General features: G+C 68.0%; 24 protein-coding genes. 11 read left to right on the top strand and 13 right to left on the bottom strand.

Annotated elements, in window-relative coordinates; all coding sequences use genetic code 11:
* Nucleotides 1–12: 12 nt before the first annotated feature.
* The 8 genes from ACK4SE_RS02575 to ACK4SE_RS02540 all read right to left on the bottom strand — a co-directional run bounded on the left by ACK4SE_RS02575 (nucleotide 13) and on the right by ACK4SE_RS02540 (nucleotide 5,645).
* Nucleotides 13–945: an MBL fold metallo-hydrolase gene (locus ACK4SE_RS02575; protein WP_409688340.1), complete on the bottom strand. Its 933-nt coding sequence runs from the start codon at nucleotides 943–945 to the stop codon at nucleotides 13–15.
* 56 nt (nucleotides 946–1,001) lie between these two features.
* Complete coding sequence (locus ACK4SE_RS02570) at nucleotides 1,002–1,616, bottom strand: superoxide dismutase (RefSeq protein WP_409688337.1); 615 nt, start codon at nucleotides 1,614–1,616, stop codon at nucleotides 1,002–1,004.
* 102 nt (nucleotides 1,617–1,718) lie between these two features.
* Nucleotides 1,719–2,594 carry a polyprenyl synthetase family protein gene (locus ACK4SE_RS02565; protein WP_409688676.1) on the bottom strand — a complete coding sequence of 292 codons (876 nt, stop codon included), beginning with the start codon at nucleotides 2,592–2,594 and terminating at the stop codon, nucleotides 1,719–1,721.
* 44 nt (nucleotides 2,595–2,638) lie between these two features.
* A complete protein-coding gene (locus tag ACK4SE_RS02560; RefSeq protein WP_409688334.1) occupies nucleotides 2,639–2,992 on the bottom strand; it encodes a tRNA-binding protein in 354 nt (117 codons plus the stop codon).
* Nucleotides 2,992–3,258, bottom strand: coding sequence for an exodeoxyribonuclease VII small subunit (locus ACK4SE_RS02555; RefSeq protein ID WP_409688331.1), 267 nt, complete (start codon nucleotides 3,256–3,258; stop codon nucleotides 2,992–2,994). Before ACK4SE_RS02555 ends, ACK4SE_RS02560 begins: the two co-directional genes overlap by 1 nt.
* Nucleotides 3,259–3,324: 66 nt before the next feature.
* The gene (locus ACK4SE_RS02550; protein ID WP_409688328.1) at nucleotides 3,325–3,948 is read right to left on the bottom strand and encodes a glutathione S-transferase family protein; all 624 of its coding nucleotides are present in this window, start codon (nucleotides 3,946–3,948) and stop codon (nucleotides 3,325–3,327) included.
* A gap of 86 nt (nucleotides 3,949–4,034) precedes the next feature.
* The gene (locus ACK4SE_RS02545; protein WP_409688325.1) at nucleotides 4,035–4,688 is read right to left on the bottom strand and encodes a histidine phosphatase family protein; all 654 of its coding nucleotides are present in this window, start codon (nucleotides 4,686–4,688) and stop codon (nucleotides 4,035–4,037) included.
* Nucleotides 4,689–4,727: 39 nt separating this feature from the next.
* Entirely contained in the window at nucleotides 4,728–5,645 is a 918-nt protein-coding gene (locus tag ACK4SE_RS02540; protein ID WP_409688322.1) for a histone deacetylase family protein, read from the bottom strand.
* A 62-nt stretch (nucleotides 5,646–5,707) separates the two neighbouring features.
* Between ACK4SE_RS02540 and ACK4SE_RS02535 the strand changes: the two genes are divergently transcribed.
* Both ACK4SE_RS02535 and ACK4SE_RS02530 read left to right on the top strand, forming a co-directional pair.
* On the top strand, nucleotides 5,708–6,235 hold the full coding sequence (locus ACK4SE_RS02535; protein WP_409688319.1) for an N-acetyltransferase family protein: 528 nt from the start codon (nucleotides 5,708–5,710) through the stop codon (nucleotides 6,233–6,235).
* 68 nt (nucleotides 6,236–6,303) lie between these two features.
* The gene (locus ACK4SE_RS02530) at nucleotides 6,304–6,924 is read left to right on the top strand and encodes a hypothetical protein (RefSeq protein WP_409688316.1); all 621 of its coding nucleotides are present in this window, start codon (nucleotides 6,304–6,306) and stop codon (nucleotides 6,922–6,924) included.
* Here the strand turns inward: ACK4SE_RS02530 and ACK4SE_RS02525 are convergent.
* Entirely contained in the window at nucleotides 6,921–7,595 is a 675-nt protein-coding gene (locus ACK4SE_RS02525; RefSeq protein WP_409688314.1) for a DUF1028 domain-containing protein, read from the bottom strand. The genes ACK4SE_RS02530 and ACK4SE_RS02525 overlap by 4 nt on opposite strands.
* Nucleotides 7,596–7,739: 144 nt before the next feature.
* Here ACK4SE_RS02525 and ACK4SE_RS02520 point away from each other — a divergent pair, with 144 nt between their 5' ends.
* The 8 genes from ACK4SE_RS02520 (at nucleotide 7,740) to ACK4SE_RS02485 (ending at nucleotide 15,459) form a co-directional block, all read left to right on the top strand.
* The gene (locus ACK4SE_RS02520; protein WP_409688311.1) at nucleotides 7,740–8,021 is read left to right on the top strand and encodes a hypothetical protein; all 282 of its coding nucleotides are present in this window, start codon (nucleotides 7,740–7,742) and stop codon (nucleotides 8,019–8,021) included.
* 61 nt (nucleotides 8,022–8,082) lie between these two features.
* Nucleotides 8,083–8,703 (top strand): glutathione S-transferase family protein, encoded by a 621-nt coding sequence (locus ACK4SE_RS02515; RefSeq protein ID WP_409688308.1) that lies wholly within the window; start codon nucleotides 8,083–8,085, stop codon nucleotides 8,701–8,703.
* Nucleotides 8,704–8,911: 208 nt separating this feature from the next.
* Entirely contained in the window at nucleotides 8,912–9,952 is a 1,041-nt protein-coding gene (locus tag ACK4SE_RS02510) for a rod shape-determining protein (RefSeq protein ID WP_409688305.1), read from the top strand.
* A 144-nt stretch (nucleotides 9,953–10,096) separates the two neighbouring features.
* Nucleotides 10,097–11,176 (top strand): rod shape-determining protein MreC, encoded by a 1,080-nt coding sequence (gene mreC, locus ACK4SE_RS02505; protein ID WP_409688303.1) that lies wholly within the window; start codon nucleotides 10,097–10,099, stop codon nucleotides 11,174–11,176.
* Between the two features lie 8 nt (nucleotides 11,177–11,184).
* A complete protein-coding gene (locus ACK4SE_RS02500; RefSeq protein WP_409688300.1) occupies nucleotides 11,185–11,691 on the top strand; it encodes a hypothetical protein in 507 nt (168 codons plus the stop codon).
* On the top strand, nucleotides 11,688–13,730 hold the full coding sequence (mrdA, locus tag ACK4SE_RS02495) for a penicillin-binding protein 2 (RefSeq protein WP_409688296.1): 2,043 nt from the start codon (nucleotides 11,688–11,690) through the stop codon (nucleotides 13,728–13,730). Before ACK4SE_RS02500 ends, mrdA begins: the two co-directional genes overlap by 4 nt.
* The gene (rodA, locus tag ACK4SE_RS02490) at nucleotides 13,727–14,878 is read left to right on the top strand and encodes a rod shape-determining protein RodA (protein ID WP_409688293.1); all 1,152 of its coding nucleotides are present in this window, start codon (nucleotides 13,727–13,729) and stop codon (nucleotides 14,876–14,878) included. Before mrdA ends, rodA begins: the two co-directional genes overlap by 4 nt.
* A gap of 143 nt (nucleotides 14,879–15,021) precedes the next feature.
* Nucleotides 15,022–15,459: a DUF6173 family protein gene (locus tag ACK4SE_RS02485; protein ID WP_409688290.1), complete on the top strand. Its 438-nt coding sequence runs from the start codon at nucleotides 15,022–15,024 to the stop codon at nucleotides 15,457–15,459.
* 4 nt (nucleotides 15,460–15,463) lie between these two features.
* Here ACK4SE_RS02485 and pip read toward each other — a convergent pair whose 3' ends face one another.
* From pip to ACK4SE_RS02465, 4 genes are all read right to left on the bottom strand, one after another.
* Nucleotides 15,464–16,438: a prolyl aminopeptidase gene (gene pip / locus ACK4SE_RS02480; RefSeq protein WP_409688287.1), complete on the bottom strand. Its 975-nt coding sequence runs from the start codon at nucleotides 16,436–16,438 to the stop codon at nucleotides 15,464–15,466.
* A gap of 135 nt (nucleotides 16,439–16,573) precedes the next feature.
* Nucleotides 16,574–17,686, bottom strand: a complete 1,113-nt coding sequence (locus ACK4SE_RS02475) for a DegT/DnrJ/EryC1/StrS family aminotransferase (RefSeq protein WP_409688285.1) — start codon at nucleotides 17,684–17,686, stop codon at nucleotides 16,574–16,576.
* Nucleotides 17,683–18,297, bottom strand: a complete 615-nt coding sequence (locus tag ACK4SE_RS02470; protein ID WP_409688282.1) for an acetyltransferase — start codon at nucleotides 18,295–18,297, stop codon at nucleotides 17,683–17,685. Before ACK4SE_RS02470 ends, ACK4SE_RS02475 begins: the two co-directional genes overlap by 4 nt.
* The gene (locus ACK4SE_RS02465) at nucleotides 18,297–18,659 is read right to left on the bottom strand and encodes a DUF423 domain-containing protein (protein WP_409688279.1); all 363 of its coding nucleotides are present in this window, start codon (nucleotides 18,657–18,659) and stop codon (nucleotides 18,297–18,299) included. The genes ACK4SE_RS02470 and ACK4SE_RS02465 overlap by 1 nt, the downstream gene beginning before the upstream one ends.
* Before the next feature lie 132 nt (nucleotides 18,660–18,791).
* On the opposite strand from ACK4SE_RS02465, the gene ACK4SE_RS02460 reads away from it, so the two are divergent.
* A complete protein-coding gene (locus ACK4SE_RS02460; RefSeq protein ID WP_409688276.1) occupies nucleotides 18,792–20,081 on the top strand; it encodes a dicarboxylate/amino acid:cation symporter in 1,290 nt (429 codons plus the stop codon).
* Nucleotides 20,082–20,133 lie beyond the last annotated feature (52 nt).

Below are 20,133 nucleotides of genomic sequence, written 5' to 3'. Positions count from 1 at the left end.
TCTGCGGCGCTATCAGGTCTCTGGCGTCCAGACGAAGCCGCCGTCACGCTGCTCGATGCGGCCCAGACCGGGATAGGGGAAGTGGACGCCGTAATAGCGTTGTCCCTCGCCGGCGCCACGTTCGACCAAGCCCTGCCGGGTGGAGACGGCGGTATCGCTGTCGATGTCCCAGGCGTTGACCAGTTCCGGACGCCGGACCGAGATCACCGCGCTGTGCAGCGCGTCGCCGATGTAGAGCAGACGCTCGTCGCCGGATATGATCGCAAAGCCGGAATGACCCGCTGTGTGTCCGTCCAGGGGCACGGCCGTGAGGAACGGCGTGATGGCGGCGCCATGCTCAAACGGCCGGACCTGCGGCGTGATGGCAGTGACGAGGGCCGCCAGACCCTGCGCTTCGGCGCCGGTCTGCAGGGCGCGCCATTCCGGGGCGCTCATGCGGATGACGGCGTTGGGAAAGGCCAGGGCGCCTCCGGCGTTCAGCAGACCGCCGATGTGGTCGCCATGGGCGTGAGAGATCAGGATGTCGGTGACTTCGGCCGCATCGACGCCGGCGGCGGCGAGTGCCCCCGGTAAGCCGTTCTGCGTGCCCATCTGGCCGCCCGCACCGGTGTCGATCAGCACCACCCGGTCGCCCTGGCGCACCAGCAGCGGCTGGACCGACAGATGCACGGCGTCGCCGTCCTCACCGGCCTCGGTCAGGATCGCGGCCACCACCGCAGCGTCGCCCCAAGGAGTGTGGTCCAGCGGCAGGGTGAGGGTACCATCCCTCAACGCCGCCAGTTGCAGATCTCCTATGGCGAAGGGATGCACGTCGGCGCTGGCGGGAATGGCGTCAGCAGCGGCTTCAATCCCGGCGGGCGCTTCGGCAGGCTGGCTGCAGGCGGCGGCGCCCAGCAGGACGGCGAGGGTGAGAGCGGCCGAAGCCACTTTGATGGAAGGCGTCATGGATCTTGTCCCCGAAAAGAAAAACGCCCCGCCGGCCAGGCGGGGCGCTGCTGTCATCAGCCCTTGGCGGCCGCGAACAGGTCGTTGACCTTGTTCCAGTTCACCACAGACCAGAAAGCCTTGAGGTAGTCGGGACGGCGGTTCTGGTACTTCAGATAGTAGGCGTGCTCCCAGACATCGGCGCCGAGAACGACCGCGCCGCGCTCGTCGGCCACGTCCATCAGGGGGTTGTCCTGGTTGGGGGTCGAGGTGACCTTCAGCTTGCCGTCCTGCCAGATCAGCCAGGCCCAGCCAGACCCGAACTGGCCGGCGCCGGCGGCGTTGAAGGCGTCCTGGAACTTGTCCATGCCGCCCAGGTCCTTGTCGATCTGGGCCTTCAGCTCGGCCGAGGGCTCGCCGGTTTCACCCTGCGGGGCCAGCAGCTCCCAGAACAGGCTGTGGTTCCAGTGGCCGCCGCCGTTGTTGCGCACGGCCTTGGGGGCCTTGGAGATGCCGGCGAACAGCTCTTCCAGCGACTTGCCCTGCAGGCTGGGGTCCGCGTCCACCGCCTCGTTCAGCTTGTCCACATAGGTCTTGTGGTGCTTGTCGTGGTGGAAGGTCATCGTCTCCTTGTCGATCGCCGGCTCCAGCGCGTCATAGGCGTAGGGCAGGTCGGGCAGGGTGAAGGCCATGGGGTGACTCCTTTTGTCGGCGATCGTTCGGTCTCAACGCCTCATGTAGGTGAAGCGATGCCGGACCCAAGCCATGCGGGCCGGATTTCTGGGGATTAAGGCTCAGCTTCGACGGTGCAGCACGTGATCGACGCTGGCCTTCAGCATCTCGGCGTCGGGACCGAACGGCGCCAGGTGGTCGCGCGCCTGCTGGGCCAGGTGGGTCACCCGCTCGCGCGCGGCGTCGACACCCAGCAGGGTGACGAAATTGGTCTTGCCTCGGGCCGCGTCCTTGCCGCCTGCCGCCTTGCCCAGAAGATCCTCGTCCCCCTCGGCGTCCAGCAGGTCGTCCACGATCTGATAGGCAAGGCCCAGATCGTGGGCGAAGGCGAGCAAGGCGTTGCGGTGCTCCTCGCGCGCATGGGCGATGATCAGGGGGATTTCGAAGGCGTAAGAGATCAGGGCGCCGGTCTTGAGCCGCTGCATGCGCGCCACGCCGCCGAGGTCGTCGCGCACGCCCATGAGATCGATCATCTGGCCGCCGGCCATGCCCCGCGCGCCCGATGCGAAGGACAGGCGCAGCGCCAACTCGCAGCGCACGCCCGGATCGTCGTGGGTGTCCTCGTCCAGGATGATGTCGAAGGCCGCGGTCTGCAGCGCGTCGCCAGCCAGCACGGCGGTGGCCTCGTCATAAGCCCGGTGCAGGGTGGGACGGCCCCGGCGCATGTCGTCATCGTCCATGCACGGCAGATCGTCGTGGATCAGGGAATAGGCGTGCACGCACTCCAGAGCGCAGGCCGCGCGCAGCACCGCTCGCTCCTCGATGTCGAACAACCGGGCTGCCTCCATGGCGAAGAAAGGCCGCAGCCGCTTGCCCGGGCCCAGGGCGGCATAGCGCATGGCCTCGGTCAGGCGCGCCTCGGGACCGTCGGCGCGGGGCAGAAGCTCGTCCAGCGCCACGGTGACCAGATCGGCTACTTCCGCCACGCGGTCGGCCACGGCCTGTTCCGGCGAATTGGCGGCGGGATACGGATCAGACCGGCTCAAAACAGACGCCCTCCGACCGGAACGTCGCGGTCGACCCCCACCAGCACCACTTCGCCGTCGGCGTCGGGAAAGCCCAGGGTCAGGACCTCGGACATCATCGGCCCGATCTGGCGGGGCGGGAAATTGACCACGGCGGCGACCTTGCGGCCATGCAGCTCGTCCAGCGCGTAGTGTTTCGTGATCTGGGCCGAGGAGCGCTTCACCCCGATATCCGGGCCGAAATCGATGGTCAGGCGGTAGGCGGGCTTGCGCGCCTCGGGGAAGGGCTCGGCCTTGAGGACCTGGCCGACGCGGACGTCGACCTTCATGAAGTCGTCGAAGGCGATCTGGTCGGCCGCCGGGCCGCTCATCACGAGAACTCGGCGGCTTCGACGCCCCTGGCCTGGCCATCGGCCCCAACCACGATCTTCTCGACCCGCAACTGGGCGGCCTTCAACCGCGCCTCGCAGTGGGCCTTGAGCGCCGCGCCGCGCTCATAGATGGCGATGGACCGCTCCAGCGGCGCCTGGCCGGACTCGAGCTCGGAGACGATCTGCTCAAGCTGAGCCAGGGCGTCCTCGAAGCTGAGATCGGCGGCAATGGTCTTGGGATCGTCGGCCATGGTCTTTTCGCGCATCCGGAGAGTCGGCCGACCCTAGACCATATCCGCCCCATGTCGGAACGGCCTGAATCCAAAAAATAGTCAGGCGGCCGGCGGCGGCGTCAGGGCGTCGTCCTTGGCGGTGGCGCGGCGCCAGGCGTCGCGGTCCATCACCCGGTGGGCGTAGTCGGCGAACTCGGGGCGCTTTTCGATGGTGCCGAACTGCAGGCCCCAGCCGATCTGGGCGCCCACATAGACGTCTGCTGCTGTGAAGCGGTCGCCGGCGATATACGGGCTGGCTTTCACCGCGCCCGAAACGGCGTCCAGCACCGCCGCCATGGAGCCGTAGCCCACGAAGCCCTGCTTGTCGGCCGGCACCTGCACCTGCAGCGCCTGGTTGGTGACGGCGGTCTCCAGGGGGCCGGCGGCGAAGAACATCCAGCGATAGTAGGCGCCGCGCCGGTCCAGCGCAGGCGCGAGGCCCGCCTCGGGAAAGGCGTCGGCCAGATAGGCGCAGATGGCCGCGCATTCGGTGATCACCTGATCGCCGTGGCGAATGGCCGGCACCTTGCCCATGGGATTGATCGCCAGATAGTCGGCGCCCTTCATGGTCGTGCCGTAGTCGAGCACGGTCTCGGCGTAGTCGGCCCCCGTCTCCTCCAGCATCCAGCGCGCGATGCGGCCCCGAGACATGGGGTTGGTGTAGAGCATCAGATCCTGGGCCACGGCGGTCTCCGTTTACGGTTAAGGCTGAACATAAGCAGAACATCGACGCCGCGTCATGTGAAACCTGCGCGACAGAGTTCGCTGGCTCAGTGCTTCTCGAAGCGGCGGCTGCACCAGTATTTGAAGCCCTGGTCGCGGGTGCAGCGCCAGCCCACGGCCTTGAGGCGGTGGCCGATCATGGCGTTGAAGAAGCCATGAGCCAGGACCAGAACCTCCTCGCCCTGCTCGGCGCGAGCAATCAGGACATCGGCGGCCTTGACCGCCCGGGCGCGGGCGAGGTCGCGGCTTTCCTCGCCCTCGTCATGAAAATCAAACGCCCACCACCAGATGCGCGAGACCACGCCCCACCAGCGGGGCGACAGCTTCACCCAGTCCGGGAAGGCGGGCGGGGGCAGGGGGGCTTCGATGAACACCGGATCGACGGTCAGATCCCGCTCGCCCGCCACATGGCCCGCCGTCTCCAGCGCACGGGGGCGGGTGGAGACGAAGATGGCGTCGGCGCGGGCGGCGGTCTCCACCAGGCCGGGCGGGGGCGTCTGTTTTTTGCACAGCCCCCCCACTTCATAGGCCGCCCACCAGTCCCGGTAGCCTTGCGAGGTGAGAAGGACTTTGCGGGACAGGGCCGGGCGCCCGTGACGCGCCAGGGTGATGGCGCCGGGCGCGGCCACGCGGGCGCGATCACCGGTCGCCGGAGCGGCCGTCGGGGAAGACGATTCTATCGAGAGGTTCTGGATCGTCATGACCGGACGCGGGCCTTTGCAGACAAAAGGTTCGCGCGTCTATTCCTCCCCTAGCGCCCGCAGGTGGGCGACGGCCGACAGGCCCAGTCCGGTCAGGTCGTAGCCGCCCTCGAGCGAAGAGACAACCTTGCCGCCGCAACGGGTGCGGGCGACCTCGATCACGGCCCGCGTGGCCCAGGCGAAATCTTCGGCCTCCAGCGACTGGTGGGCCAGCGGATCGCGGCGGTGCGCGTCGAACCCCGCCGAAATGATCACAAGGTCGGGATCAAAGGCGTCCAGCGCCGGCATCAGACCTCTGGCGAAGGTCGCCCGCCATGCCTCGCGCGCCGCGTGGGGCGGCACCGGCGTATTGACGATGTTGCCCACCCCGGTCTCATCCGCCGCTCCGGTTCCGGGGTAGAGCGGCATCTGGTGGATGGAGCCCAGGAACAGGCTGGCGTCGTTTTCGAAAGCCGCCTGCGTGCCGTTGCCGTGGTGCACGTCGAAGTCGATCACCGCCACCTTCGCCAGGCCGAGCGCCTGGGCTTCCCGCGCCGCTACGGCCACGTTGGAGAACAGGCAGAAGCCCATGGCCTTGTCCGGCTCCGCATGGTGGCCCGGCGGGCGTACCGCGGCGAAGGCGCGGTTGGTCTCACCGCCCGCCACCGCGCGCACCGCCTGGATCGCCGCGCCGGCCGCCAGTCGCCCGGCCCGCACGCTGCCTGGCGACAGCACTGTGTCGGGGTCCAGAGCCACGACCCCGGCGGCGGGCGAGGCGTCGAGGATTCGCTGCACGTGGGCTTCCGGATGGACGCGGATCAGGGCCTGAACCTCGGCCTCCACCGCCTCACGCCGGTCCAGCGACAGGCTCGCGTCGTCCACGGCGTCCAGTACGGCCGCCAGCCTCGCGGAGCGTTCGGGGTGCCCCTGACCCGTGTCGTGAGCCAGCATGTCGGGGTGGGTGATGAACAGGGTCATGAGTCGCACTCTAGCGAGTGGGCGGGGTTTGCGTCACGCGCCAGGAAAGCTATGCCGGCCTCATGACCGATTTCACCATCCGTCCCGCCACCCCTGACGATGCGCCGGCCCTGTCGGTGCTGGGCCGCGCCACCTTCATCGAGACCTTCGTCACCGAGTTCGGCATTCCTTATCCGCCCGAGGATCTGGAGCGGTTTCTGGGCCAAACCTTCAGCGAGGAAACCACGCGGGCGCGCCTGACCGATCCCGAATACCGCTACTGGGCAGCCGAGCGGGACAGGGAAATTCTGGGGTTCGCCAACACCGGCCGCTGCAGCCTGCCGCACCCCGATGCGCGTGCGAGCCATACCGAGCTTCACCGGCTGTACGTCTCGAAAGCCGCACAGGGCGTGGGCGTCGGCAAGGGCCTGCTCAAGGTTGCGCTGGAGTGGATGGAGGCCAACACCGACGGGCCGCTGTGGATCGGGGTCTGGAGCGGCAATCTGAAAGCGCAGAAATTCTACGCTGGCCATGGCTTCGAAAAGGTCGGGGAGTATCAGTATCCGGTCGGCGCCTGGCGCGACGACGAGTTCATCTTGCGCCGGGGCTGACGTCCGGATTGTCGATGGACGCCGCGCCAGTCCTCTGCTGATGTCAGTGGAAAAGGGGGAGGCTCGCGATGATCTGGATAGTGCTTCTGGCCGGGCTGGCGGCCCACGATGACGGAGCGGCTGCCGCGGCGCATGCCGAAGCGGACGCTCTCATCGCCGCCGCGGGGGCCGAGGGCGTGTTCGAGAATGTCACCGCCGACACCGTCCCGACCTTGCGTCATGTGCAGAGCGGCTTGACCTGTCACTTCACGCCGGCCGCGGCGACCAATTCCGTGACGGTCTATCCCGAGGCCCCTGGATTGGATCGGGGCGACAATGTGGGCTGCAACACCCGTGGCCAGAACATGGACGTGACGGTCTATGCGACCCGCTACGCCCATGACTATTCCGCAGCGGAGGTGCTGAACGACGCCATCGCCGCGATTCGTCATCGCTGGCCTGAGGCGCAGGCTCATGAGGACGGGTTTCCTCTGCTCACACCCCCGGATCAGGAGGAGCCTCCCGCGCACGCGGTCTTCAAGGTCACGGTTCGGGATGCGCCGTCCGTGACCTTCGTTCTCGTGCAGCACCTGGGGGCGTGGAGCTACAAGATGAGGGGCACACAGGCGGGCGATGACGTCATGATGGCCGGCCTCACCGGCGGCATGATGTTCATGAATGCGCTCAGCGATGTGGGGGGCGAGCCCTAGATCGGGATTTCGCCCTCCCCCCCCGCCGGGTTTTCCCGCGTGGGCATGGTCTTGATCTCGGGCACGACCCGATCCCTGAACACATCGTGCAGGCGGCGCAGCTCCGTGATCGGCTCGGGATGCTCGTCCACGCGGATATCCCAGAGCGGATAGTCCTCCGTGTCCATCACATAGATGGTGGCGGAAACCTCGCCCTGTGCATCGCCGCCGGCGGCGACGCCTTCGGCCAGGGCCTCCAGCAGCCGGTCGGCCAGCGGCTGGTCGCGCAAGGTCTCGAAACGGTCGGCCGCGCGCTCCAGAACCTGCGGCCCCGCCAGACGATTGCCCTGGACGCTGAAGCCGTCCCGCTGCAGCGATCCGCACCAGTCGAGGCACGCGTCGCCGGTGAAAGTCGCCGTGCGGCCGACCCGGTCGATCACGGCGAACTGGCGAAAGCGGAGGGCGGGGTCGGTGGTCAACAGCGCGTCACGGACCGCCTCGGCCGACAGGCCCAGCCCCAGCAGCTTCAGCCCGTCGATGCCCAGATAGGGGTTCACCCGCGCCTGGGTGGCCACAGCGCCTACGCCCGCCGCCGCGTGGGTCAGTAGCTTGCCCACGGCCGGCACCCCCGTCACGGCGGCGACGCCGAACTGTCCGGTGTGGGCGCAGTGCGCCACGAGGGAAAAGGTCATGGGGCAGGGGGCTCCGGTCGGGAAAGGGTCCGGCCCAAACGGGCGGCGGGCGTGGCGGTTGCGCGCCCGGCCTTGCATATGGCGAAGCTGGAACCTTCCGCATCCGGATCGGTTGGCGTCTCTCGATTGAAGCGGAGACAGGCCATGAGCGCAGGAAATGCGGATAGTGCAGACACCACACCCGGCGTACGCGCCATGACCAGCGCGGCATTTTCCTCGACCCTGCGCAGCCAGGGCGGGGTGGTCCTGCACAAGGTGGCGGAAATCGATCTCGGTGGCCGCGAGGTGACGGTCTATTTCCGTCTGACCAGCCCGCGGGGCCCCCGAATTCTTCACGATCTGGCTGAAGCCGAGGACGCCTTTGATCGGGAGAGAGAGCGGTCGATTTCCCTGATTGACTGGTCGCCCGGCGCCAGGGTGGCTTGAAACGGCCCTTCAGGCTTCTCACCTTTGCAGTTCCAACCCAGCCTGACCGAGGACGCAGACCATGCTGAAGCTCTATTATTCCCCCGGCGCCTGCGCCCTCGCTTCGCACATCGCCTTCGAGGAGGCGGGCGCGGACTACGAGGCTGTGAAGATCGATCTGAAGAAGGGCGAGCAGAGGACACCGGAATACTTGGCGGTCAATCCGGCTGGCGTGACGCCGGCGCTTGAGACGGATCAGGGCGTGCTGACCGAGAACGCCGTCATCATGCCGTGGATCGCGGACAAACATCCCGGGACGAACCTCGTGCCGACGGACGCCTTCGAGCGGGCCCGCATGAACGCTTTCAATGGCTGGGCGGGAGCGTCGCTGCACCCGGCGCTGAGCCGTCTGATGTTCTCGCGTCCGCCTCTGGAGGGCGAGGCGAAGGACGCCGCGCGGAAGCTGGTGAATGACAAGCTTGCCCTGGCCGAGCAGCACCTGCTGAAGGGCCCGTTCGTCATGGGTGATCAGTACACGGTGGCCGACGGCTATCTCTCGGTTTTCACGCGCTGGTGCCGTCAGACGGGCATCCTGGACGCCAGGACCTATCCGAAGTTGAACGCCCATCTGGACGCCGTGCAGGCGCGCCCTGCCGTTCAGCGCGCCCTCAAGGCCCAGGGGATCGAGCTGGTCGGCGGCTGACCATTGGTCGCCCACCGCAAGCTTTCCACAAGCCCTCGGATGAGGGCTTGTAATCCAGCCGATTGAGGGGCAAACGGGCCGTCAGGTCGGCCGAAGACGATCAGGGTGCGGTGCGTGACGGGATGCGCGCTCCGCCAGGGCTTCGCTGAGGCGGACTGACCGCAGACAAGCCCTTTTCAAGCCGCACAGCCACGGTACCCTAACGCCCATGAGCTTTTCCCTTTTCGGCGCCATCTCCAACGACATCGCCATCGATCTCGGCACCGCCAACACCCTGATTTACCAGAAGGGCAAGGGCATCGTGCTCAATGAGCCCTCGGTGGTGGCGCTGAGAAACGTCGGCGGGCGCAAGATCGTCCACGCCGTGGGCATCGAGGCCAAGCAGATGCTGGGCCGCACCCCCGGCCACATGGAGGCGATCCGCCCCATGCGCGACGGGGTCATCGCCGACTTCGAAGTGGCCGAGGAGATGATCAAGCACTTCATCCGCAAGGTTCACAACCGTAAGGGTTTCGTGAACCCCAAGGTGATCGTGTGCGTGCCGTCCGGCGCCACCGCGGTCGAGCGCCGCGCCATCAATGATTCCTGCCTGAACGCCGGCGCCCGCCGCGTCGGCCTGATCGACGAGCCTATGGCTGCGGCCATCGGCGCCGGCCTGCCGATCCACGAGCCCACCGGCTCCATGGTCGTCGACATCGGCGGCGGCACCACCGAGGTAGCGGTGCTGTCCCTGTCAGGCATCGTCTATTCGCGCTCGGTGCGCGTGGGCGGCGACAAGATGGACGAGGCGCTGATCAGCTACATGCGCCGCAACCATAACCTGCTGATCGGCGAGACCACCGCCGAGCGCATCAAGAAGGACATCGGCACCGCCCGCATCCCGCCGGACGGCGAGGGCCTGGGCATCGAGGTCAAGGGCCGCGACCTGATGCAGGGCGTGCCGCGCGAGGTGCGCATCTCCGAACGTCAGGCTGCTGAAGCCCTCGCGGAACCGGTCAGCCAGATCATCGAGGCGGTCAAGGTGGCGCTGGAAGCCACCCCGCCTGAGCTGGCGGCGGACATCGCCGACAAGGGCATCATGCTGACCGGCGGCGGCGCCCTGCTGCGCGGCCTCGATACGGAAATCCGCGACCAGACGGGCCTGCCCGTCTCGGTGGCCGACGATCCGCTGTCGTGCGTCGCGGTCGGCTGCGGCCGGGTGCTGGAGCATCCGCGCTGGATGAAGGGCGTGCTGGAAGCCACGCTCTGATCCAGGCCGCCTCGGGGACTGATGATTACAGCGTGATCAGCCGTTTCATTCCGCCCCGGATTTTGCGATAGGCTGGCGTGTCGGCGTGGGGCGTCCCGCTGATTCCAATCCGATGTCGGGCCTGAAAGCCCAGGAAGGCGCGCCGTGGCGTTTCGCGACGGACCGTTTGATAATCTGAAGGCTCCGCTGGCCTGGGTGTCGGCGGGGGCGGTGATTCTCGCGGTCATCGCCGCCATCGTGTTGCTGCTGTCCGACCGGCGCGATGTGGAGGACCCGAACTACGCCCTTGCCCGCTCCGGCGTCGACGCGGTCGCCGCTCCCGTCGGCGGCGTGTTCGCCGCGCCGGTGCGCTGGGTGGGTCAGGCCAGTGACTATGTGCGCGGCTATTTCTTCGCCGTATCCGAAAACCGCCGGCTGCGAGCGCAGGTGGCGGAGCTGGAGCCTTGGCGCGATCAGGCCATTGCGCTGAAGAACGTGAACGCCCGCTACGAATCCATGCTGGGCCTTCGGGTCGAGCCTGCGGTGGACATGGTCACCGCCCGGTCGGTGTCGGAATCGCGCGGGCCGTTCGTCAACGCCCGGCTGATCGACGTGGGCCGCGACGGCGGTGTCCGCATCGGCAATCCCGTCATCAACGAGCATGGCCTGGTGGGCCGCGTGGTGGGCGCCACCGGCGGGGTCAGCCGTGTTCTGCTGGCGACGGATGTGGCCAGCCGCACCCCCATCCTGATCGACCGCACCGACGCGCGGGCCATGCTGACCGGAGACGGCAGCGGCAACCCCCGGTTGGACTATCTGCGCGGCGAGGATGCCGTCCGTGAAGGCGACCGCATTCTCACGTCCGGCGACGGAGGCGGCATTCCCCGCGGCCTGCCGGTGGGCGTGGCCGCCCGGGGCATCGACGGCACCTGGCGGGTCAAGCTGTTCACCGATCGCGACGCCATAGATTATGTCCGCGTGCTGCTGTTCCAGGACTTCGCCCAGCTGGCGGATCCCGAGGCCCTGAATGCACCGCCGCTGGCTGCGGCGAACACCGCGCCGCCGCCCGACGCCGCGACCACTGCCCGCATCGCAGATCAGGAGGCTCGTCGCCGCACGCGCGACGAGGAAGAGGTGCGCCGCGTGGCCGAGGCCGAGGCCCAGCGTCGTCGGGACGCCGCAGCCCAGGCGGCCGCACCGGCCCCTGCCGCCCCCCAACCCGCGCCAGAGGAGCCTCAGGAGTGAGACGGGCGATGGCCGTGCGGGTCGTGGGGCCGATGCAATGGATGGTCTGGCCGGCGGTGATCGCGGTGGCCGGGACGGTGATCCTCGCCACGCCGGCCCAGCTGTTCGGCCTCAGCCTGCCCGAACCGATCCTGCCGCTGGCGCTGGCCTTCGCCTGGCCGCTGATCCGGCCGTCGGTGCTGGCGCCGCTGATTCTGCTGGGCCTCGGCCTGTTTCTCGACATTTTCTGGTATGCGCCGCTCGGGCTATGGCCCCTGTCGCTGCTGGCGGTGTACGGCGTGGTTCTGGCCGCCCGCAGCCTCCTTGCGGGGCAGGACACGCGCATGCTGTTCGCATGGTATGCCGCCTGCACCATTCTGGCCTTCATTCTGGCCTACATGATCATCAGCCTCATGGCGGGCAACGCGCCCAGCCTCCTGGCCCTGTTCTGGCAAGTGCTGCCAACCCTGGCCCTGTTCCCCGTCGCGGCCTGGATGATCGAGCGTTTTGACGACGGGGACGTGCGTTTCCGATGAGCAGCGAACCGTCGATCTTCTTTTCGGACGTCAATGAGCGGCAGGGCTCGTTCCTGCGACGCACCTTCCTGCTGGGCGGCGCCACCGCTGTCGGCCTTCTGGCGCTGGGCGGGCGTCTGGGCCAGTTGCAGGTCGTTCAGGCGGGCGAGTACGCCACGCTGGCGGTCAACAACCAGTTCAACTTCCGTCTCATCCCGCCGCCGCGCGGCCGCATCCTTGATCGGGACGGCGTGGTCATCGCCGGCAACCGGCCCAGTTTCCGGGTCATGGTGGTGCGTGACGAGACGCGGGATCTGGACCAGACGCTGGATCTTCTGGGGCGTCTGCTGCCCGACACCCTGGAACGTCGCCGCACCATCGTGCGAGAGGTCAACGCTGCGCCCCGCTTTGTTCCCGTGCCGGTCAAGAGCGACCTGACCTGGGAGGAGTTCTCCCGGGTCAACCTCTACGCCAACGAACTGCCGGGCGTCATGGCCGACATGAACGAGGCCCGCTTCTACCCGCATGGGGGCGCCTTCGCCCACACAGTGGGCTATGTGGCGAAGGTGTCGGACCGGGACGTGGCGGCGGTTCGCGAGCGTGGCGAGACGGTTTCCACCCTGATGTATCACCCCGGCTTCCGCATCGGACGCCAGGGCATAGAGCAGACGTTGGATGCGGATCTGCGCGGGGTGCAGGGCGGTCAACGGGTGGAGGTGGATGCGCGCGGCCGCGTCGTAGGCGAAGACGTGGAGGGCTCCGTCGCGCCGACGCCCGGCTCGGAAGTGATCCTGACGCTCGACACCGACATCCAGACCCGGGCGCTCGAGGTGTTCGGCGAGGAATCCGGCGGCTGCGTAGTCATGGACGTCCGCAACGGCGACGTTCTGTGTATGATGTCGGCCCCCGCCTTTGACCCCAACCTGTTCGTCTCGGGGGTGCCCGGGACCGTATACCGGGCGTGGGCGGACTATGAGCGCCGGCCTCTGCTGGATAAGACCATCTACGGCACCTTCCCGCCGGGCTCGACCTTCAAGATGACGACTGCCCTGGCGATTCTGGACGCGGGCATTGATCCGTCCGAGCGGGTGACCTGCGGCGGCGGCTACCGCTTCGGCAACCGCACCTTCCGCTGCCACCGGGCCAGCGGCCACGGCGCCCAGAACATGCACGACGCCATCAAGAACTCGTGCAACGTCTATTTCTACCACATGTGCAACCGCGCGGGCATCGACCGTATCGCGCGCACCGCCGAGGCTCTGGGCTTCCACCGCACCTATGATTTCGGTCTTTCCGGCCAGCGCGAAGGCACCATGCCCTCCACGGAATGGAAGCGGCACGCCTTCCGCAACAATCCCAATCCCGACTCCCGCAACTGGTATCCGGGCGAGACCCTGTCGGTGGCGATCGGGCAGGGCGCGACCGAGGTCAGCGCCCTTCAACTGGCGGTCATGACGGCGCGCATCGCCAACGGCCGCAAAGCGATCGAGCCGCGCATCATCAAGTCCGTGGGGGGCGTCGATCGGCCGTCCGGCGCGGCCGTTCCCGACCTGCCGTTCTCGGTCCAGCATCTGGACATCGTGCGCGCCGGCATGGCGGCGGTGGCCAATGACGTGACCGGCACGGCTTACCGTGTCAGCCAACTGGGTCTCGGCGACATTCAGATGGCGGGCAAGACCGGCACCGCCCAGGCGCGTTCGGGGCTTCGTCGCGGCACGACCGTGGAGTGGGCCAGCCGCGACCACGGCCTGTTCGTCGCCTTCGCGCCCCATGATGCGCCCCGCTACGCCATCGCGGTCGTTGTCCAGCACGGCGGCGGCTCGCGCGTAGCGGCCGAAAAGGCGCGCGAGGTCATGCGCGTTACGCTGCTGAAGGATCCGGACATGCGCACGCGCATCGAACGGCCGCTGCCGCCCGAGCCCGTTGGACCGCTGGAGGAGGAAGATCCCGCCGCCATCGCGCCGCCCGCGCCCGCTGCGCCGGCCGCAGCGTCCCGACCACAGACGGCTCCGGCTCCGTCCGGGCCCCAACCCTATCTGCCTCAGGGCGGCGCCCAGTGACCGCCTCGGCCCTGACCCGTCCCGGCCAGCGCGAGCGCCTGCCCGTCAAGCTGGCCGAAATCGACTGGCGCCTTGTCGGCCTCCTGTGCCTCGTCGCCGGGGTCGGGGCCATGATGCTCTATTCCCTGGGGGGCACCTCCTGGGAGCCGTGGGCCGCCAATCACCTGATCCGGGTCGGCTTCTGTCTGGTGATGATGCTGGTGCTGGCCCTGGTGGATCTCAGGCTGTGGTTCGCCCTAGCCTATCCTGTCTATCTGGCTGGCTTCGTCCTGCTCATTGGCGTGGAGTTGTTCGGCTACACCGCCATGGGCGCACAGCGCTGGCTGGACCTCGGCTTCATGCGGCTTCAGCCGTCCGAAATCATGAAGGTGGGCATCGTTCTGGCGTTGGCGCGCTGGTACCATGGGACCTCGGCCAAGGATGCGAAGCTGTCCTGGAAGCTGCTCATCCCCATAGCCATGATCGGGGCGCCGGTTCTTCTGGTGGCGCACCAGCCGGACCTCGGCACCGCCATGCTGATCGCCCTGACCGGCGCGGCCATCATGTTCATGGCTGGCCTGAGCTGGAAGCTGATCCTTGCCGCCGGCGCGGCTTTCGTCGCCGCCGTTCCGCCCTTCATCATGTTCGTGCTTCATGAGTATCAGCGCGAACGGATTCTGACGTTCCTGAACCCTGAAGCCGATCCGTCCGGGGCCGGCTACCATATCATGCAGTCGAAAATCGCCATGGGTTCGGGCGGATTTCTGGGCAAGGGGTACGGTCTCGGCAGCCAGAGTCAGCTTGAGTTCTTGCCGGAGAAGCACACTGATTTCATCTTCGCCGCCCTGTCTGAAGAGTTCGGTTTTGTGGGGTCCTTCACCGTACTGGCCGTATTCGCCGCCATTATCCTGATTTCCCTGCGTATCGCCTCCCTGTCTCACAGCCATTTCGGCCGTCTGGCGGCAGGCGGGGTGACGGCCACCTTCGCCCTCTACATCCTGATCAACGGGGCCATGGTCATGGGCCTGGCGCCGGTGGTGGGGGTGCCCATGCCGCTGCTGTCCTACGGCGGCACGGTGCTGCTGACAGTGATGGTGGGCTTCGGCCTGATCCAGGCCGTTCGGGTGCATCGCTATCTGGAGCTGCCCAAGGGCCGCGGCCTGTTCTAGAGCCTGATCGTTTGAGGTGGAATCGCTTCGCGATTCCGCCGATGCCGTGACTCAGGCTCCAGATGAGAGCGAGAACATGATTCACGCTTCAGCCGGAACCCGCTGCGGTTCCGCCCGAAACGATCATGTTCTAGACTCGACGGATGTCACAGCCCGTAAAGGCCGATCCGGCCATGTTCGCCCCGTGCCCGAAGCCGGTCACGTCTGAAAAGACCTCCGAGGAATCCGCCGCCCTGGCCGAGGGGCTGCACCAGACCGACAATCCCGCCGAATGGGCCTTTGTGCGCCTGTCCCGCCTCATCAAGGAGTTCGAGTCGCGCCTGGACCCGGACGACGAGGTCGGGGTGCGGGGCGTAGGCATGCCCGGAGACGGGGTGCTGATGATCCACGACCTGGGCTTCTGGGGGCCCGACCTGTTGATGTTCTTCGGGCGCGACCCCGAAGGTCAGCCGGTGACCCTGCTGCAGCACGTCAGCCGCCTCAACGTGGTGCTGTCCGCCAGGCCCAAGCCCGAACCGGAAAAGCCCGCGCGCCGCATCGGCTTCCGTCTCGACGAGATGGTGCGCGACACGAAAGGCTAGGGGCCTAAAGGCCCGCCGCCCAGTCCGTCGCCCGGATCAGGGAGTCCACGATGCCCGGCTCGCTGGAGGCGTGGCCGGCGTCGCCCACCACGTCCAGCTTCGCTTCCGGGAACGCCTGGTGCAGGGCCCACGCCCCGGACATGGGCGTCACCACGTCGAAGCGTCCCTGGGCGATCCACGTAGGGATGTGCCGGATGCGCTCCACATTGTTGAGGATCCAGCCGTCTTCGGGGAAGAAGCCGCCATTGGTGAAATAGTGGCACTCGATGCGGGCGAAGGCGACGGCGAACTCGGGCTCGGCGAATTTCTCGGGCCGCGCGGACGGGCCCTCGACGCTGACGGTGTCGCCTTCCCAGCTGGACCAGGCCACCGCCGCCTCGTTGCGCACCGCCACATCATCGCTGACCAGACGCCTGTGGTAGGCGGCCATCAGGTCGCCCCGCTCGGCCTCGGGAATCGGCTTCAGGAACCCTTCCCACGCATCGGGGAAGATCATCGAGGCGCCGTCCTGATAGAACCAGTGCAACTCCTTCTTCGTCAGCAGGAAGATGCCGCGCAGGATCAGGCTCTCGACGCGTTCCGGATGGGTGATGGCATAGGCCAGCGACAGGGTGGAGCCCCACGACCCGCCGAACACCGACCACTTGTCGACGCCGCAGCGTTCGCGCAGTCGCTCGATGTCCTCGATCAGGTCCCAGGTGGTGTTGTCCTCAAGGCTGGCGTTGGGCCGGGACTGGCCGCAGCCACGCTGGTCGAACATGATGATGCGGTACCGCGCCGGATCGAAATAGCGCCGCATGGTCGGATTGACCGCGCCGCCCGGACCGCCGTGCAGCACCAGCACCGGCTTCCCGTCCGGAGACCCCGACTCCTCATAGTAGATTTCGTGCGCCGTGCCGGTGGCCATGAAGCCGGACGCGAAGGGCTCGATTTCGGGATACAGGGTGCGACGGTCCGGCTGATCCGCGAAAATCGTCATGCGCACAAAGGTCTTTCTTACTGGGTATGGTCAAGCTTGGGGTGTCAGTCATGGGTAGCGAGCGAGTGGAGCAAATCCAACCTATTCGCCTGTTAAGAGGCATTTCCAACGCTTCGTCGGCAAAGCGCTTCAAATTCAGGTCAACCGGCCGCGGATGACGCCGATGATCCGGGCCTGATCGGCCTCGGTCAGGGTGGAGCTCGAGGGCAGGCACAGTCCCTGGGCGAAGAGTGATTCGGCCACGGCGCCGCCCACGCGGGGCGCATCCCGGAACACCGGCTGCAGATGCATGGGCTTCCACACCGGGCGGCTCTCTGTCCCCTCGGTGTGAAGCGTCAGTCGCAGGGTGTCAGGCGTGACGGGGGCTTCAGCGCCCAGCAGCATGACGCTGAGCCAGCGGGTATGCAGCCGCCCCGGCCCTTCGGGTGCGAAGGCGACGCCCGGCAGGTCCGACAGGGCCGCGCGATAGGTGTCGAAGATGGCCCGGCGCCGCGCCACCCGCGCCTCCAGCGTCTCCAGCTGCGCCCGGCCGATGGCCGCCGCCACCGCGCCGAGGCGGTAGTTGTAGCCCACCTCGTCGTGCTCATAGTGGACGGCGGGCCTGCGGGCAGCGGTGGACAGATAGCGCGCCCGCTCCATCAGGGCCGCGTCATCGCTCACCAGCATGCCGCCGCCGCCGGTGGTGATGATCTTGTTGCCGTTGAAGGAATAGGCCGCCATCAGCGCCCCGGCGCCGGCGTGGCGCCTGTTGAGCGTTGCACCGACGGCTTCGGCCGAGTCGAGGATCACAGGCACGCCCCGGTCCGCCGCGATATCGAGGATCGGTCCGATGTCGCAGCACTGGCCGTACAGGTCCGCCGGGACCACCGCCCGTACAGTCAGGCCCCGCGCCCGGGCCACGTCGAACGCCTCGGGCAGACAGGCCGGGTCCAGACCCCAGGTGACGGGGTCCACATCCGCGAAGATGGGGGTCGCGCCCTGATAGATCACCGGCGCCACTCCGCCCATGAAGGTCAGGGTCGGACAGATCACCGCCTCGCCGGGCTTCAGGTCCAGCAGGCGCAGCGCCAGATGCAGAGCCGCCGTACCCGATGACACGGCCAGGGCGTGGGCCCGTCCGGTCAGGTCTGCAAAGGCCGCTTCGAACGCGGCCACCTGCGGCCCCATGGCCACGTCGCCCGCCGCCAGGGCCTGTGCCACCGCTGCCTGCTCCCGCGCGCCGACCTCGGGCGCCGACAGGGGGATCATCGAGTGGGCCGGGCGGGCACACCCGCCACCGTCTGGCCCTCGGCCACGTCCTTCATCACCACCGCCCCGGCGCCGACCACGGCCCAGCCCCCGATGCGCACGCCGGGCAGGACCCGTGCGCCGAGACCGATCAAGGCCCCTTCGCCCACATGGACGCCGCCGCCCAGCACCGAGCCGGGCGCCACATGGGCGAAATCCTCGACCACGCAGTCATGCTCGACGATGGCGCCGGTGTTGACGATCACATGGGCGCCGATGGACGCCCCGGCCTGAACGATCGCGCCCAGCGCCACCAGACTGCCCGCACCGATCCGCGCCGCCGGATCCACCAGCGCCGAGGGGTGCACCGCCTGCATCCAGCCGCTTGGCGGCCTGGTCGCCGCCAGATCGCGCCGCACGCTGTTGTCGCCGATGGCCAGATGGGCGGGCAGAGGGGTGTTCAGCCCCGCCGCGCAGTCCCCCGACACCACCGCCCCGTCCACGGTTTCGCCCAGCCGCTCGGGCCGCTCGTCGTACAGGGCCGTGACCCGGGCGCCCGAGGCGCGCAGGGCGGCGATGACCACCCTCGCATGGCCGCCGCTGCCGATCACCGCGCAGGCGTCCCGCGCCATCAGCCGTCACCCCGCAGAGCCGCGAGCAACAGCATCGCCCACCCCGCGATCATCAGCACCCCGCCCACCGGCGCCACCATGCCCATGGCCGGCAGGCTCATCAGGACGATCATCGACAGGGCCAGCGAGAAGATCAGTCCGCCCGCCGCCGCCAGCCAGCCGGCAATCCGCACCAGCCGCCCGCCGCCGGTCCACAGGGCGCAGGCCACCGCCAGCACGGCGTGCACCATCTGGTATTGCGCGCCGGTGGTCAGCAGCGTCTTGACCGCAGGGCCGGCGCCGTGCGCGGCAAAGGCGCCCAGCATCACGGCCATGGCCCCGTTGGCGGCGGCGAAGACGATCAGGGGGCGGTGCGCAGTCATGACGACAGCTTGCCATGGATTCGCGGGGCATGGCGCCTGTTAGCGCGCATGGCCGTCGCTGTTAGAAACTCTGCCGTTGAACGCGGGAAGGCCAGCCAACATCTTGGCGGGCTACACTGAAACGGACAGCCGATGATCAGACGCGCTTTTTCCATTCCCCTGTGGCAGAGAATCTTCGTCGGCTTCGGCCTCGGGATCCTGGCCGGCCTGATCCTGAGGGAGCAGGCGCCGGCCTGGTTCGGGTGGATGGGCGAGGTCTATCTGAACCTCATCCGCATGGTGGTCGTGCCGCTGGTCCTGTTCACCATCGCGTCCTCCATCGCCCGGCTGGGGGGCGAGACGAACGCCGCCCGGCTGGGCGTGCGCACGATTGTCTGGTTCGCCATCACCTCGCTGCTGGCGGTGCTGGTGGGTTTCGCCTTCGGGCATCTGATCAATCCGGGCCTGGGGCTGGCTGAACTGCCGCTGGGCGAGGTTCGGGAGCGCGACATCCCCACGCCGCTTCAGGTGCTGATCAGCGTGGTCCCGGCCAATCCCTTCGCCGCCATGGCCGAGGGGCGTATTCTGCAGGTGATCTTCTTCTCGGCGCTGATCGGCGCCGCGCTGGTGGCCCTTGGCGACCGGGCCCAGGGGGTCCGGCGTCTGGTGGACGAGGGCGCCGCCCTGATCTTCCGCATCACCCGCTGGGTGATCCAGTTGACGCCCTTCGGCGTGTTCGGCCTGATCGCCGGCGTTGTAGGGGGCTACGGCTGGGAGGCCCTGCTGCCGCTCGGCAAGTTCATCATCGCCGTCTATGCGGCGTGCCTGTTCCACATCCTGATCGTCTATTCGGGCCTGTTGAAGCTGCACGGCCTGAAGGTCACCAGCTTCTTCCGCGGCGCCTTCGCCGCCCAGCAGACGGCCTTCGCCACCTCGTCGTCGCTAGGAACCCTGCCCATCACCCTGCGGCAGACGGTTGAGCGGCTGGGCGTGCCGCAAGCCTACGCCGCTTTCGCCGTGCCTCTCGGCGCCAACGTCAAGATGGACGGCTGCGGAGCCATCTATCCGGCCATCGCCGCCATCTTCATCGCGCAGTATTTCGGCATCGAACTGACCCTGACGCAGTACGTGCTGATCGGCCTGACGGCGGTGCTGGGGTCCCTGGGCACCGCCGGCGTGCCGGGCACGTCCATCGTCATGCTGACGCTGGTTCTGTCGACCGCAGGCCTGCCGCTGGAAGGCATCGGCTACATCATCGCCATCGACCGCGTCATCGACATGATGCGCACCGCCACCAATGTCACCGGCCAGATGCTGGTTCCGGTGCTGGTGGCGCGCGAGGAGGGCGTTCTGAACCGCGACATCTATGATGGTCGCGTCGCCTGGCTGCCCGGCGACCCGGACGCGGACGACCCCGACGCCGTCCGCGCCTCCGGCATATGAAGCCCGCAAGCTGACCCAGGGTGATCTTGCGGCCGTCCGTCATCCGCGCTTG

Source organism: Brevundimonas sp., assembly GCF_046293315.1.
In the GTDB taxonomy this organism is placed as follows: Bacteria; Pseudomonadota; Alphaproteobacteria; order Caulobacterales; family Caulobacteraceae; genus Brevundimonas.
Note: the sequence above shows the minus strand (reverse complement) of the source record. Positions and strands in the feature narration are given on the sequence as shown.

What these genes read in the sequence shown, in the direction of transcription:
- ACK4SE_RS02560 (WP_409688334.1), bottom strand. Translation starts at nt 2,992, where the DNA reads ATGAGCGGCCCGGCGGCCGACCAGATCGCCTTCGACGACTTCATGAAG.
- ACK4SE_RS02475 (WP_409688285.1), bottom strand. Translation starts at nt 17,686, where the DNA reads ATGATCCCCCTGTCGGCGCCCGAGGTCGGCGCGCGGGAGCAGGCAGCG.
- pip (WP_409688287.1), bottom strand. Translation starts at nt 16,438, where the DNA reads ATGACGATTTTCGCGGATCAGCCGGACCGTCGCACCCTGTATCCCGAA.
- ACK4SE_RS02555 (WP_409688331.1), bottom strand. Translation starts at nt 3,258, where the DNA reads ATGCGCGAAAAGACCATGGCCGACGATCCCAAGACCATTGCCGCCGAT.
- ACK4SE_RS02530 (WP_409688316.1), top strand. Translation starts at nt 6,304, where the DNA reads ATGATCTGGATAGTGCTTCTGGCCGGGCTGGCGGCCCACGATGACGGA.
- ACK4SE_RS02470 (WP_409688282.1), bottom strand. Translation starts at nt 18,297, where the DNA reads ATGGCGCGGGACGCCTGCGCGGTGATCGGCAGCGGCGGCCATGCGAGG.
- ACK4SE_RS02460 (WP_409688276.1), top strand. Translation starts at nt 18,792, where the DNA reads ATGATCAGACGCGCTTTTTCCATTCCCCTGTGGCAGAGAATCTTCGTC.
- ACK4SE_RS02575 (WP_409688340.1), bottom strand. Translation starts at nt 945, where the DNA reads ATGACGCCTTCCATCAAAGTGGCTTCGGCCGCTCTCACCCTCGCCGTC.
- ACK4SE_RS02510 (WP_409688305.1), top strand. Translation starts at nt 8,912, where the DNA reads ATGAGCTTTTCCCTTTTCGGCGCCATCTCCAACGACATCGCCATCGAT.
- ACK4SE_RS02545 (WP_409688325.1), bottom strand. Translation starts at nt 4,688, where the DNA reads ATGACGATCCAGAACCTCTCGATAGAATCGTCTTCCCCGACGGCCGCT.
- ACK4SE_RS02465 (WP_409688279.1), bottom strand. Translation starts at nt 18,659, where the DNA reads ATGACTGCGCACCGCCCCCTGATCGTCTTCGCCGCCGCCAACGGGGCC.
- mrdA (WP_409688296.1), top strand. Translation starts at nt 11,688, where the DNA reads ATGAGCAGCGAACCGTCGATCTTCTTTTCGGACGTCAATGAGCGGCAG.
- ACK4SE_RS02485 (WP_409688290.1), top strand. Translation starts at nt 15,022, where the DNA reads ATGTCACAGCCCGTAAAGGCCGATCCGGCCATGTTCGCCCCGTGCCCG.
- ACK4SE_RS02570 (WP_409688337.1), bottom strand. Translation starts at nt 1,616, where the DNA reads ATGGCCTTCACCCTGCCCGACCTGCCCTACGCCTATGACGCGCTGGAG.
- ACK4SE_RS02500 (WP_409688300.1), top strand. Translation starts at nt 11,185, where the DNA reads ATGGCCGTGCGGGTCGTGGGGCCGATGCAATGGATGGTCTGGCCGGCG.
- ACK4SE_RS02540 (WP_409688322.1), bottom strand. Translation starts at nt 5,645, where the DNA reads ATGACCCTGTTCATCACCCACCCCGACATGCTGGCTCACGACACGGGT.
- ACK4SE_RS02520 (WP_409688311.1), top strand. Translation starts at nt 7,740, where the DNA reads ATGAGCGCAGGAAATGCGGATAGTGCAGACACCACACCCGGCGTACGC.
- ACK4SE_RS02535 (WP_409688319.1), top strand. Translation starts at nt 5,708, where the DNA reads ATGACCGATTTCACCATCCGTCCCGCCACCCCTGACGATGCGCCGGCC.
- ACK4SE_RS02515 (WP_409688308.1), top strand. Translation starts at nt 8,083, where the DNA reads ATGCTGAAGCTCTATTATTCCCCCGGCGCCTGCGCCCTCGCTTCGCAC.
- ACK4SE_RS02525 (WP_409688314.1), bottom strand. Translation starts at nt 7,595, where the DNA reads ATGACCTTTTCCCTCGTGGCGCACTGCGCCCACACCGGACAGTTCGGC.